Source organism: Pelagibius marinus, from assembly GCF_014925385.1.
In the GTDB taxonomy this organism is placed as follows: Bacteria; Pseudomonadota; Alphaproteobacteria; order Kiloniellales; family Kiloniellaceae; genus Pelagibius; species Pelagibius marinus.
On sequence record NZ_JACSDK010000001.1, the window covers coordinates 584414 to 597482 of the forward strand.

Annotated in this window: 12 protein-coding genes; 6 read left to right on the forward strand and 6 right to left on the reverse strand. The window is 69.7% G+C overall.

Translation table 11 applies throughout. From position 1 onward, the window contains the following. Positions 1-73: 73 nt before the first annotated feature. Complete coding sequence (locus H7X47_RS02845; protein ID WP_227010126.1) at positions 74-1480, forward strand: amidohydrolase family protein; 1407 nt, start codon at positions 74-76, stop codon at positions 1478-1480. 94 nt (positions 1481-1574) lie between these two features. On the opposite strand, the gene H7X47_RS02850 is transcribed toward H7X47_RS02845, so the two are convergent. Beyond that, complete coding sequence (locus H7X47_RS02850) at positions 1575-2513, reverse strand: AraC family transcriptional regulator (RefSeq protein WP_193367084.1); 939 nt, start codon at positions 2511-2513, stop codon at positions 1575-1577. Positions 2514-2623: 110 nt separating this feature from the next. On the opposite strand from H7X47_RS02850, the gene H7X47_RS02855 reads away from it, so the two are divergent. Further along, complete coding sequence (locus tag H7X47_RS02855) at positions 2624-3265, forward strand: LysE family translocator (RefSeq protein WP_193367085.1); 642 nt, start codon at positions 2624-2626, stop codon at positions 3263-3265. 18 nt (positions 3266-3283) lie between these two features. Here H7X47_RS02855 and H7X47_RS02860 read toward each other — a convergent pair whose 3' ends face one another. Beyond that, positions 3284-3955 (reverse strand): HAD family hydrolase, encoded by a 672-nt coding sequence (locus H7X47_RS02860; protein WP_193367086.1) that lies wholly within the window; start codon positions 3953-3955, stop codon positions 3284-3286. Between the two features lie 96 nt (positions 3956-4051). On the opposite strand from H7X47_RS02860, the gene H7X47_RS02865 reads away from it, so the two are divergent. Next, positions 4052-5290, forward strand: a complete 1239-nt coding sequence (locus H7X47_RS02865) for an MFS transporter (protein WP_193367087.1) — start codon at positions 4052-4054, stop codon at positions 5288-5290. Between the two features lie 146 nt (positions 5291-5436). Next, the gene (gene creD / locus H7X47_RS02870) at positions 5437-6795 is read left to right on the forward strand and encodes a cell envelope integrity protein CreD (protein WP_193367088.1); all 1359 of its coding nucleotides are present in this window, start codon (positions 5437-5439) and stop codon (positions 6793-6795) included. Between the two features lie 66 nt (positions 6796-6861). Here the strand turns inward: creD and H7X47_RS02875 are convergent, their stop codons facing one another. Continuing rightward, positions 6862-7320, reverse strand: coding sequence for an anti-virulence regulator CigR family protein (locus H7X47_RS02875; RefSeq protein WP_193367089.1), 459 nt, complete (start codon positions 7318-7320; stop codon positions 6862-6864). 176 nt (positions 7321-7496) lie between these two features. Here H7X47_RS02875 and H7X47_RS02880 point away from each other — a divergent pair, with 176 nt between their 5' ends. Further along, positions 7497-7997 carry a GNAT family N-acetyltransferase gene (locus H7X47_RS02880; protein WP_193367090.1) on the forward strand — a complete coding sequence of 167 codons (501 nt, stop codon included), beginning with the start codon at positions 7497-7499 and terminating at the stop codon, positions 7995-7997. Here H7X47_RS02880 and H7X47_RS02885 read toward each other — a convergent pair. The 3 genes from H7X47_RS02885 to fsa are packed head-to-tail and all read right to left on the reverse strand — an operon-like array spanning position 7994 to position 10420. Beyond that, positions 7994-8983 (reverse strand): tyrosine recombinase XerC, encoded by a 990-nt coding sequence (locus H7X47_RS02885; RefSeq protein WP_193367091.1) that lies wholly within the window; start codon positions 8981-8983, stop codon positions 7994-7996. The genes H7X47_RS02880 and H7X47_RS02885 overlap by 4 nt on opposite strands. Continuing rightward, entirely contained in the window at positions 8956-9732 is a 777-nt protein-coding gene (locus H7X47_RS02890; protein WP_227010127.1) for a DUF484 family protein, read from the reverse strand. The genes H7X47_RS02885 and H7X47_RS02890 overlap by 28 nt, the downstream gene beginning before the upstream one ends. 7 nt (positions 9733-9739) lie before the next feature. Then, positions 9740-10420, reverse strand: coding sequence for a fructose-6-phosphate aldolase (gene fsa, locus H7X47_RS02895; protein ID WP_193367092.1), 681 nt, complete (start codon positions 10418-10420; stop codon positions 9740-9742). A 140-nt stretch (positions 10421-10560) separates the two neighbouring features. Between fsa and H7X47_RS02900 the strand changes: the two genes are divergently transcribed. Beyond that, a complete protein-coding gene (locus H7X47_RS02900) occupies positions 10561-12852 on the forward strand; it encodes a primosomal protein N' (protein ID WP_193367093.1) in 2292 nt (763 codons plus the stop codon). Positions 12853-13069 lie beyond the last annotated feature (217 nt).

The window sequence follows — 13069 nt, forward strand, 5'->3', positions numbered from 1 at the left end:
CGCCGGCGCTTGACTTGCCCGGCCGCCGCGACAGCTCACTTATGTTGGCTGCCGGACAGGAAGGGCGCGATCCATGGCACGCAATGCTTTCATGCGCGACTGGGATCCGGAGGGCACGCGCCTTCCGATCAAGCTGGACTCCACCTCCAACGGTGAGTTTGCGCCGGTGCCGCTGGATGCCACCAACCGGCTGGCGAACCGTCTTGCCCAAGAAGCCGCGGGGGAGAACGCCAGGCGGCGCGGACTCGGCCGCCGCAGCTTCATGGTCTCCGCCTGCGGTGCCGCCAGCACCCTGCTCGCCCACAACAGGGCCAACGCCGCCGCCGGCCGGACCGGCGGCTTTTTCGAACTGGAGGAGGTCGCCGCCGTCGATCCGGAGGCCGCCGCCGAGGGCCTGGAGGGCCGTGAGTTCGTCTTCGACGTCCAGGGGCATTTCGTCGGCCAGCACGGCCTGGGACGTACAGGGCTGGGCGACGCACAGCAGTTCATCAAGGACATCTTCCTCGATTCCGACACCGACATGATGGTGTTGTCCTTCATTCCCTCGCGCCGGGAAAAGGAACTGCTGACCATCCAGGAGGCCGACGAAGCGCGGCGCATCATCGACGAGATGGAGGGCACCAAGCGATTGCTGATCCATGGCCGCGCCAATCCGAACCAGGAGGGCGACCTGGAGGGCATGGACGAACTGGCAGAGAAGTGGGGCGTGGTCGCCTGGAAGTGCTACACCCAGTGGGGGCCGGACGGTCGCGGCTTCTTTCTGCACGATGAGGACACCGGCCTCAAAATGATCGAGAAGGCGCGCGCGCTGGGGGTGAAGAACATCTGCGTGCACAAGGGGCTGCCTTTCGGGCAGAAGTCGTACCGCCACTCCCTAGCCAGCGACGTCGGCATCGTCGCCAGGATGTTTCCGGACGTGAATTTCCTGATCTACCACTCGGGCTTCATCGCCGGCCAGAAGGAGGGACCCTACGACCCGGGCCGCGGCGAGGGCGTTGACGAGCTTATCCGCTCGGTGGAGGAGAACGGGGTCGCGCGCAACAGCAACGTCTACGCGGAGCTGGGCAGCACCTGGCGCTATGCCTTGCGGGATCCAGAAATGGCGGCGCACATCATCGGCAAGCTGGTCAGGCACATCGGCGAGAAGAACGTGCTCTATGGTTCCGACTGCATCTGGTACGGCTCGCCCCAGGACCAGATTCAGGCTTTACGCAGTTTCCAGATCTCCGAAGAGTTCCAGGAGAGATACGGCTATCCGAAGATGACCCCGGAGTTGCGCGCCCGTATCTTCGGCCTCAACGCGACCCGACCCTACGGCATCGACGTGGAAGAAGCGCTGCGGCGCGCCCGTCGCGATGCTATCGAGCGCCGCCGCAGCGCCTATCGCCAGCAGCCGAATCCGCACTACCTCACCTTTGGGCCCAGGACGCGGCGTGCCTTTCTCGCCAACCTCAGGGCACGCGGCGGCTCGCCGGTTTGAGCTGCCGGAGATATTGCCGCGTCTCGAACCGTTCTGCTCTTGCTCTGCTGGCCGTTCCGCAGCCCGCTCCCTGACCGATGGGCCGCGCGTTCCGTCAGGGTGTCTTCGTTGCACGACGGTAGGCGCCGGGCCCGATGCCGAAGGCCGCCTTGTAGCGCCGGGTGAAGGAGGGCAGGGAGGCATAGCCGCAGCGCGCGGCGATCTCCTGCGTCGACAGACCGCTCTCGCGCAGCAGGCGCCGGGCCTTCATCAGCCGCCAGCGGGTCAGGTAGGCGATGGGCGCCAGGCCGACGCGCCGGGCGAAGGCCGCGGCGAAGCGCGCCCGCGACATGCCCGCCAGCCTCGCCAGCTCCCCCACTGTCCAGTCCCGCGCCGCCTCGCGGTGCATGGCCGCCAGCGCTTTGGAGAGCTGCGGGTCGGCCAGGGCGGCGAGGTAGCCGGGCGCGGTTTCCGGTTCGGCGCCGCTCTGGCGCAGGGCCTGGATGAAGAGGACTTCCAGCAGGCGGCTGAGGATGGCCTGCATGCCCTCGCCGGCCAACTCGCTTTCCAGGCCCAGCAGGCGCAGCGCCGCCAGCGTCCAGGGCGCGGCCCCCAGGTCCTGCGGGCGCAGCACCATCATCGCCGGCAGGCTGGCGATCACCGGATGCTCGATGTCCTCGTCGAACTGACAGAAACCGCACAGCAGCTCCACCCGCCCGGCGCCCGCGCCGTGGCGCAGCAGGCCGGAGTCGTCCGGCGGCGCGGCGGCCAGCAGCTCGGCCAGGGGCAGCGCCGGGCGCGCCGGGTCGTCGGCCAGGACGTGGGCGCTGCCGTTGGGCAGGATCGCCAGGTCGCCTTCGCCCAGCTGCAGGGGCGTCTCCGCCGCCGGGCTGCGCAGCCAGCAGCTGCCGCGCCGCAGGTAGTGGAAGCGCACCAGCCGCCGCTCGGCCGGCACCTCCACCGCGAAGGGCCCGGCCAGGTCGGCGCGGAAATAGAGGTCGCTGGTCAGGCGCAGGCTGGCAAAGACCTCACTCAGCAGGTCTGGTTTATCCACTTGTCCTCCCTTTGAGACGATTGGATAAGAAAGCCGGACCGGTGAACAGTTACGCAGGCGCCGCCTTGGGGCAAGCTTCGCGTTCCCCTGCCGCGGAGTGCGCGCTTCCGATGACCTTTCCCCTGACCTCGGATCTGCTGTTGGCCCTGGCCGGCTTCGCCTTCGTCACCTCGGTCTCGCCGGGCCCGGGCAACTTCCTGCTGCTGGCCTCCGGCGCCAACTTCGGCTTCCGCCGTACGCTGCCGCTGGTGCTCGGCATCAGCGCCGGCTTCCTCACCATGGTCTTCCTAGTCGGCATGGGGCTGGGGCCGCTGCTGCAGCGCTTCCCGGCGGTCTACGGGGCGCTGAAGATCGCCTGCATCGCCTATGTGCTGTGGCTGGCCTGGAAGATCGCCACCTCTTCGCCGAAGCTGGGCGAGGCAGAGGAGAGCGCGGCGCGGCCCTTCGGATTTTTCCAGGCGGCGCTGCTGCAGTGGCTGAACCCCAAGGCCTGGGCCGTGGCGCTGATCGTCACCGTTTCCTACGCGGCGCCGGCGCCCGGGGCCGCGACGGCCGACACCGCGGCCAGCCTGCTGCTGGTGATCTTCTTCTTCGCGCTGGTGAACCTGCCCAGCATCAGCCTCTGGGCCGCCTCCGGCATGGCCCTGCGCCGCCTGCTGAACGAGCCACGGCGGCTGCGCCGCTTCAATCTGGTGATGGCGTTGCTGCTGGTGCTTTCCATGGCGCCGGTGGTGCTGACGCTGTCCGGCTGAGCCCCTCGGCCGGGCCCTCTAGTCCACCCAACTGAGGGCCGGCTGGATGCCGATCAGTTCCGGCAGTTCGGCCATGTTCTCGAAGGTCTGGGCGCCGGCGGCCGTCAGGGCGTCGGCGTCGGTCTCGGCGGTGTAGGCCAGCACCCGCATGCCGGCGGCGACGGCGGCGGTGACGCCCAGCAGGCTGTCCTCCACCACCACGCAGTTCTCCGGCACCTGGCCCATCTGCTCGGCGGCATAGAGAAAGAGGTCCGGTTCCGGCTTGCCGTGCGCCACCATGGTGGCCGAGAAGAGGTTGTCGCCGAAACAGGCCTTCAGCCCGGTCAGGCCCAGCGTCAGGTTCATCTTCTCCAGGCTGCCGGAGGAGGCGACGCAGACCGGCGTCTCGCTGGCGCGGATCGCCTCGACCGCCGCCGCGGCGCCGGGCACCGCCGTCAACTCGCGGCGCAGGGCCTCGTTGCGCCGCGCCTCGAAGTCATCCTTCCAGCCCGGCGGCAGCGGCGCGCCGCGCCACTGCTCCACCGTGTCGATGACCCGCTGAAGGGCGCCGCCGACAAAGCGCGCGCGGCACTCTTCATAGGTCATGGGAACACCGGCGGCCGTGATGGCTTCGGCCATGATGCGGTTGGAGATGGCTTCGCTGTCGACGAGAACGCCATCGCAATCAAAGATAACAAGTGCGGGGGTCATGGCGCGGAGTATAACAGCCCTCACGGCCCTGCGGGGCGGGCAATTGGGGAATCTTTTTTTGCCGGCGCCCTTCGGCGGCGGCTCAGCCGGGAACAGATGACGCAAGCAAGCGACAGGCGCGGCGGGGCGCGCGGTTGGGTCCTGGTGGCGCTGCTCTGCGCCACCCAGGTGCTGGGCATGTTGAACAACGCCGCCTTCCCGGCGCTGATCCCGGTGTTGCAACCGCTGTGGGGGCTGAGCGGCGCGGAGGCGGGCTGGATCAGCGGCATCTACTACGCCGGCTATGCGGCGGCGGTGCCGCTGCTGGTCACCGTGACCGACCGGCTGGACGCGCGCCGGGTCTACCTCGCCTCCTGCCTGCTGGGCGGGCTGGCCGCGCTGGGCTTCGCCTTCCTGGCCCAGGGCCTGTGGACGGCCATGGCCTTCCGGGTGCTGGGCGGGATCGGCCTGGCCGGCACCTACATGGTGGGCCTGAAGCTCCTCTCCGATCGCCTGGACGAAGGCCGCCGGCCGCGCGCGGTGGCGGTCTACACCGCCTTCTTCGGCATCGGCGCCAGCCTGTCGGTGCTGGTGGCCGGCGAGGCCGAGGTCCTGGCCGGCTGGCCCGCCGCCTTCTACTCCGCCGCCTTCGGCTCCTTCCTCGCCTTCGCGCTGGTCGCCGCCTTCGTGCGCCCGTTGCCGCTGAAGCCCGCGCCACCACGCCGGGAAGGTCTCTTCGACTTCCGCCCGGTGCTGCGCAACCGCGCGGCGCTGGCCTACACCCTGGGCTACGCGGCGCACATCTGGGAACTTTTCGGCTTCCGCGCCTGGCTGGTCGCCTTCCTGGTCTTTGTCTTCGCGCAGCAGCCGGCCCTGGCCGCCGGGCCCTGGACGCCGACCCAGGTGGCGACGGTGATCCTGCTGCTCGGCATGCCGGCCTCGATCCTCGGCAACGAGATCGCCACGGCCTTCGGGCGGCGGCGCGCCATCGCCGGCTTCATGATCGCCTCCGGCGCCATCTCCCTGGTGATCGGTTTCCTGGCCGCAGCGCCGCTTTGGCTGCTGGGCGCGCTGCTGGTGATCTACGGCTGCGTTATCATGGCCGACTCCGGCGCGCTCACCGCCGGCACGGTGATCGCCGCCACGCCGGAACGCCGCGGCGCCACCATGGCGCTGCATTCCCTGCTCGGCTTCGGCAGCGGCTTCGTCGCGCCGCTGGCCTTCGGCGTGGTGCTGGACCTCTTCGGCGGCAGCGGCGCGGGCCTGGCCTGGGGCCTCGCCTTCGCCCTGATGGGCCTCGGCGTGCTCACCGGCCCGCTGATCCTGGCGCTGCTGGGACGCCGCGGCGGAGCGTAAAGCAGCCGGCCCCGCCACGCTTGCCTCAATCGCGGCGGCAAAGGCCCTGCAATCGCCTTGTTGTCGCCGGTCCTTCTCCCATCTCGCCACTTAGAAGGCATACCGCAACAAGCGGGAGGGCCTTTGCTTTGGAGAAGAAATCCGTTTTGCCGTTCGCCGCTGCGGGTGGCCTCGGCACCAAGGTCGTGATCATCATCGTGGCCGGACTGGTGCTGCTCATTCCTCTGCACCTGGTGCTGGGGGTGATCCAGGAGCGAGCCGAGCGGGCGCAGGAAGTCACCCGGGAGATCGCCGGCAAGTGGTCGGGGCCGCAGACGCTGCGCGGCCCCCTTTTGCTGTTGCCTGCCGATCGCGTCAATCCCAACAATCCACAGGGCGGTCCGATGCAGCGGACCTATGTGCTGCTGCCCGACTCTTTCACCGCGACGGCCGAGACGGCGACAGAAACCCGTTCGCGCGGCATCTTCGATGCGGAGATCTACACGGCGAAGCTCCGCCTTTCCGGCAGCTTTTCTGAAGCCTCCTTCGAGCGGGTTCCTGTTGACGATGGTTGGCGCCTGCGGCCGGACCTGGCAACGCTGGTCCTTGGGCTCGGCGACCCCGGCGGTGTGCAGGAGGACGTCTCTCTGGACTGGGGCGGCCAGGCCGTCGACGCGGAACCAGGGGTGCCCGCAGGCTTTCTCAATCTTGAAGGCCTGCACTGGCCGGTTCAGGCTTTCGCCGGAAGAGGCGAGGATGCCTTCGAGGTGCAGATGACTCTGCGCGGCAGTGCGGCCCTGTCGCTCTTGCCGGTCGGCCGGCAGAACAATCTGAAGATCGCCGGCAATTGGCGGTCGCCCTCCTTTGACGGCAGCGCCCTGCCGCAAGCGCAAGAGGTCGGCGGACCCGGATTCAGCGCCGAATGGCGTGTCTCGCATCTCTCCCACACCCTGCCGCAACGCTGGAGCAGCTTCGATCCGCCACCGTCCGATTGGCAAGACGCGGTGGTCGGGGTGATGTTCCTCGATCCGGTCGACTTCTACCGCCTCAGCGAACGCAGCGTGAAGTATGGCGCCTTGTTCATCGCGCTGACCTTTCTGGTGCTGTTTCTCTTCGAGGTGCTGCTCGGCGTGGCGATCCATCCTGTGCAGTACCTGCTGGTCGGCGCGGCGTTGGTGCTGTTCTTCCTCAATCTGGTCGCCTTTGCGGAGGTTGTCGGCTTCGCGGCGGCCTACATGCTCTCGGCGACTGTCGTGGCGGGAATCATCAGCCTCTATGCCGCCGCCATCCTGAAGCGCTGGCGCCGCGCCGGTCTGCTGTTCTCCGTCACCGCGGCGCTCTACGGGCTGCTGTTCCTGGTCCTGCGCATGGAGGAGGCCGCGCTCCTGTCGGGCAGCCTGGTGCTGCTGGCGGCCCTGGCGCTGACCATGTACGCGACGCGGAATATCGACTGGTCCGGCTTCGCAAGGGTCCCGGCGCCGCCACCCGGCAGAGCGGGCGGCAAGGCGGAAGACGCCCCGGCATAAAGGAAGCGGCCGCCCGGTCATCGCCGGGCGGCCACTCTTTTCGGAAATCGGGAAAGCCCTGCGGGCTCAGTTGCCGGTCAGAACGTCCCTCAACACGTCGACGACGACGCGCGTGGCGTTCTCGACCAGCACCACGTCGGTGCCGACGATCTCGTAGCCGTAACCGTCGCGCTGCGGCAGCTGGCGGTGCAGGCCGTCGGGCAGGGCCTGCTTGGCGATGCCCGGGGGCATGGTGCCGCCACGGGCGATCTTCTTGCGGATGCCCGGGGGCAGTTCCTTCACCTTGCCGGCGGCCTTGGGGTTCTCGCCGAAATAGTTGCGGATGATCTTCTTCTCGTCGTCGTCGAGGATGGCGCCGAGCACGCCGGCGGTCACGCCTTCGACGACGTCTTCGGTCGCCATGCCGTCGTTGGGCTTGCCGGGATTGCCGTTGCCCTTGCCCTTGCCGTTGCTCTTGCCCTGGGCCAGCGCGGGACCGGAGGCGGCGAGCAGCAGGACGAGGACGGCTGCCAGGATACGGACCATGGGGCGATCTCTCCTTGTTGATCTACCTACTGATTTTTGTCGGTTCTGAACCTTATACGGTTCATCTGGCCGAAACGTGTAAATTGCCGGGCCGTTTTCCCAAAAGAGCAGGTTTTTTCAACCTAATGGCACAATTCTATGCCAAGCTTCCCCTATACGACGAGAGCTGATTTTGCATGGAACTTGAGACGTCGCGGCTGTTGCTGCGCCCGCCGCGGTTGGCGGATGTGCCGGCGCTTTTCTTGTTTCTAGGCGATGCCGAAGCGATGCGCCACACCCACGTCGACCGCTCGCTGCGCCAGTGCCGGCGCCGCATCGCGATCCACGAGCGGCGCCGGCGCCGCGATGGCTGCGCGCCCTGGACCGTGATCGACAAGGCCGACGGCCGCACCGTCGGCTGGGGCGGGCTCTATGAAGATCCCTTCGATCCCGGCTGGGGAATAGAGGTTGGCTACAGCTTCCATCCCGACGTTTGGGGACGGGGCTATGCCAGCGAGCTGGTCGCAGCTTCTGTCCGCATCGCCGACGACGTCCTGCAGTTGGCGGAGGTCCGGGCTTTCGCCCGGCCCGAGAACACGGCCTCCTGCCGCATTCTCGCGAAGTTCGGTTTCCAGGAGGTGCGCTTCGTCCCGGAGATGGAGCGCTGGCTCTTTCAGCGCCGGTGCGGCGGCGCCTAGCGTTTTTGCGCCCGCGGATGGGCGCGGTCGTAGACCTCCAGCAGGCCGGCCACGTTGACCTCGGTATAGCGCTGGGTGGAGGCCAGCGAGGCGTGGCCCAGCAGTTCCTGGATGGCGCGCAGGTCGCCGCCGCCGGCCAGGAGGTGGGTCGCGAAGGAGTGGCGCAGGGCGTGCGGCGTCGCGCTTTCCGGCAGGCCGAGCAGCAGGCGCAGGTCGCGCATCCTCTGCTGCACCTGGCGGGGCCCCAGCGGGCCGCCGCGCTTGCCGAGAAACAGCGGCGAATCGTTCTCCTGCGCGTAGGGGCAGGCGGCCAGGTAGTCGGTGACGGCCTCGCGCACGACGGGCAGCAGCGGCACCATGCGCTGCTTGTTGCCCTTGCCGGTGACCAGCAGGGAGTCCTGCCCGGGCTTCGGCGCCATGGCGCGGGTCAGGCCCAGCGCCTCGCCGATGCGCAGGCCGCAGCCGTAGAGCAGCAGCAGCACCGCGCAGTCGCGCTTGCCGACCCAGTCGTCGTCGCTCAACTCGGCCACCGTGGCGATGGCCTCCTCGGCCTCGGCGGCGGTCAGCGCCTTGGGCACGGCTTTCGGCACCTTGGGTGTACGCAGCACGGCCAGCGCCGTGTTCTCCGCCAGGCCGCGCCGCTTCAGCCAGCCGAAGAAGCCGCGCAGGCTGGACAGCGCCCGGGCGGTGGAGCTGCGCTGCAGGCCGGCGCCGGCGCGCGCGGCCAGCCAGGCGCGGAAATCGCCGGTGGTGAGGCGCGCGAGGTCGGCCAGCGCCGGCGCCTGGCCCAGGTGTTCCATCGTGAAGGCAAGGAAGTGGGCGAGGTCGCGCTGGTAGGCCAGACAGGTGTGGGGCGAGGCGCGCTTTTCTTCCCGCAGCCAGGCCTGCCAGTCGCGGAGCGCCGCCCGCAGATCGGGGGCGGCGGCGGTCAGGGTATCCCCCGACAGTGCCCCTGGGTTCAGCTTTCGCTCGGCAGGTGCAGCCATTTGCGGAAGGTAACCTCCAGCACGTGCGAGAGGAAGGAGAGCAGCTCCGTGCCCTGGCCGGCGTGGAAGGCGCCGCTCTGGCGCGAGCCCAGCGCCAGCAGCGCCGGCGGCGTGTTGTCGCTGATCCTCAGGCGGATCAGCGCGTCGGAGCACACCAGCCCGGCGGCGCCGTCGAAGATCGCCGGGTCGCCGGCGATGTCCTCGCGCAGCAGCAGGTTGCCGCTCGGCCCCAGCAGGGCGTCGACGCTGCCCGTCTCCAGGCAGTAGACGCCGGCGGTGGGTTTCCAGGTGACTCCCTCGGCGGCCTGCTCGACGCCGATGGTCACCACGTCCAGGTCCAGGATCACCGCCAGGTCGGTGGTGATGGTCTCGACGAACTCCTCGAAGCTGCGCGCACGTAAGAGCGCCAGGATGGCCTCATGCACGCGGCTCTGGGTGGCCAGGTTGCTGCGCCCGGTGGCGACAAGGTCGTCGCGCAGCTGCACCATGTCGCTCAGCTCACCGCGCAGGCGCTCGACCATGAACTGCTGCAGGTCGACGACACCGGCGCCGCGGTCGCGCGCCGGCGGCGTCAGCACGTCCAGCAGGTCCGGGTGCTCGGCCAGGAATTCGGGATGGCGGCGCAGGTAGGCGGCCACCTGGTCGCCGGAGACCGGCTGCATCAGCGCCCCGCCGGACTTGTTTCCGGACTTGCCGCCTTCGGCGGCGTCCTTGGCGGGCGCGTTCTTGGGGACTTCTTTTTCGGGCAATTCTTTTTCAGGCACTGCGGCGCTCGTCCTTGCCCAGGATGCTCTGGCCGGTCTTGGCCCAGTCGGCGAGGAAGTCGTTCAGTCCCTTGTCGGTCAGCGGATGCTTATACATGGCGCGCAGCACCGCCGGCGGGATGGTGGCGACGTCGGCGCCCATCTTCGCCGATTCGATCACGTGGCCGACGTGGCGCACGGAGGCGACCAGCACCTCGGTGTGGAACTCGGGATAGGCGTTGTAGATCTCGACGATCTCGGCGATGAGCTGCAGGCCGTCGGCGCCGGTGTCGTCCAGGCGGCCGACGAAGGGCGAGATGAAGGCGGCGCCCGCCTTGGCGGCAAGGATCGCCTGGGCGGCGGAGAAGCAGAGCGTCACATTGACCTTGATGCCGTCGTCGCTCAGCGCCTTGCAGGTCTTCAGGCCGTCGACCGTCAGCGGCACCTTGACCGCGATGTTGTCGGCCAGCTTGGCCAGAGTGTGGCCCTCGCTCAGCATGTTCTCGAAATCGGTGGCCGTGACCTCGGCGCTGACCGGGCCGGGAACCACCTCGCAGATCTCCTTCAACACGTCGAAGAAGTCACGGCCGCTCTTGGCGACCAGCGAGGGGTTGGTGGTGATGCCGTCGACCAGACCGGTCTGGGCCAGGTCGCGGATCTCCGCGATGTCGGCGGTGTCGATGAAGAATTTCATGCTGCCAGGTCTGTCCTTCCTGCCTCTATGGCCCTGCCGGTCCGCTGCGCGGCAAGGGACGTGCCCAAAACTCACACGGACGTTCAGGGCGCCGCAGCCGGGCGTTGGCCCTCCCTCTCGGCGTCGCTAGAGTGTAGCGGATGCCAGACCGCCATGCCAGCACTGCCACCCTGCCGCTCGACCTTGTTTCCGAAGGCGAACAGGCGCGCCGCGTCGCGGTCCTGCTGCCGCTGCCGCTGACCGGTCCCTACGACTATCTGGTGCCGCCGGAGCTGGCCGAGGAAACGCCGGTGGAAGCGGGCAGCGTCGTGCGCGTACCGCTGGGCCAGCGCGAGCTGGCCGGCGTGGTCTGGGACCAGCCGCTGGACGACTCGCCCGCCGAGGCCAAGGAAGTGCCGCTGGAAAAGCTGCGTCCTATCCTCGAGGTTTTTCCCGTGCCGCCGCTGACCGAGGTGGCGCGCCGCTTCCTCGCCTGGGTCGCCGACTACACCCTGGCCGCGCCGGGGGCCGTGTTGCGCATGGCGCTGTCCTCGCCCTCGGCCCTGGAGCCGCCGCGCCCGGTCACTCTCTATAGAAGGGACGAGGCGGTATCGGCGGAGGGGCTGCGCCTCACCCCGGCGCGCAAGCGCGTGCTGGCGGAGCTGGAGGACGGACCCGCCCGCACTTTGGCCGAGCTGGCGCAGGCCGCCGGCGTCGGTACCTCGGTGGTCAAGGGCCTGGCCGAGGCCGGGCTGCTGGAAGTGGTGGAGCTGATCCAGGAGCCGGCCTTCGCAGCGCCCGACCCGGCGCGCCCGGGCCCGGCGCTCTCCGGGCAGCAGGCCGAGGCCGCGGACGCCCTGCGCCGGACGGTGAAGGAAGGGGCCTTCTGCGTCACCCTGCTGGACGGCGTCACCGGCTCGGGCAAGACCGAGGTCTACTTCGAGGCCATCGCCGAGGCCCTGGCCGCCGGACGCCAGGCCCTGGTCCTGCTGCCGGAGATCGCGCTTTCCGCACAGTGGCTGGAGCGCTTCGAGCGGCGTTTCGGCGTCGCCCCGGCGCTGTGGCACTCCGATCTCACCTCGGCGCAGCGCCGCGCCACCTGGCGCGCCATCGCCCAGAGCAACGCCCCGGTGGTGGTGGGCGCGCGCTCGGCCCTCTTCCTGCCCTATCCGGATCTCGGCCTGCTGGTGATCGACGAGGAGCACGAAAGCGCCTTCAAGCAGGAGGACGGGGTCACCTACCACGCCCGCGACATGGCGGTGGTGCGCGCGCAACTGGGCGAGATCCCGGCGGTGCTGGTCTCGGCCACGCCGTCGCTGGAGTCGCTGAACAATGTGCGCAAGGGGCGCTACCGCGCGCTGCACCTGCCCGAGCGCCACGGCGGCGCGGTGCTGCCGGAGGTGACCCTGGTCGACCTGCGCGAGGACAAGCCGGCGAAGCTGGAGGGGCTGGGGCCGGGCTGGCTGTCGAACGCGCTCAGGCAGGCCATCGCCGAGACCCTGGCCGCCGGGGAGCAGGTGCTGCTGTTCCTCAATCGCAGGGGCTATGCGCCGCTCACCCTCTGCCGCGCCTGCGGCCACCGCCTGCAGTGTCCCAACTGCACCGCCTGGCTGGTCGAGCACCGCCTGGCCGGGCGCCTGCAGTGCCACCACTGCGGCCATGCCTCGCGCCTGCCGCCGGCCTGCCCGGACTGCGGCGCCGAGGGCAGCCTGACCGCCTGCGGGCCGGGGGTCGAGCGTCTGGCCGAGGAGGTGTCAGCGCTGTTCCCCGAGGCGCGCCAGGGGATGATGACCAGCGACACCCTCTCCGGGCCGGAGGCGGCGGCGGAGTTGGTGCGGGCGGTGCAGGACCGCGAGGTGGACCTGCTGATCGGCACCCAGATCGTCGCCAAGGGCCACCACTTCCCGCACCTGACGCTGGTCGGCGTGGTCGATGCCGACCTCGGCCTCTACGGCGGCGACCTGCGCGCGGCCGAGCGCACCTATCAGCTGCTTCACCAGGTGGCCGGGCGGGCCGGGCGCGCCGAGCACCGCGGCCGGGTCTTCCTGCAGACGGCCGAGCCGGAGCATCCGGTGATGCAGGCCCTGGCGGCGGGAGAGCGCGATCCCTTCTTCGAGGCCGAGGCGGCGGCGCGCCGGGACGCCGGCCTGCCGCCCTTCGGCCGCCTGGCCGCCCTGGTGCTCTCCGGCCCCGACGCCCGCCAGGTCGACGAGGTGGCGCGCGCCCTCGCCCGGGCCGCGCCCCGGGGAGAGAGCGGCAGCGAGGGGGTGACGATTCTGGGTCCGGCGCCGGCGCCGCTGGCGGTGCTGCGCGGCCGCCACCGCCGCCGTTTCCTGGTCAAGGCGCCGCGCGGCTGCCGCCTGCAGGCGCTGCTGCGCCGCTGGCTGGGCCAGGTGAAGCTGCCGAATGCCGTGCGCCTGCAGGTGGATATTGACCCTTACAGTTTCCTCTGAGGTTGGTCGAAACAGCCCCTGGACGCGGCGGCGGCGCCCGGCCTGTGCGCAGGCGGTTGAAAGTGATGAAAAAAGCGGCAGATTCGACCCCGAATCAGGGGGCGGCGGCGGCCGGGTCGAGGGGCGGCGGAAGCCCCGCGCGAAGCCCCGGAAACCGCTGGCGAGAAAGTGGCAAAAAGACGCTCCCACCCGCCTTGCAACACCCAGGCTCCTATGA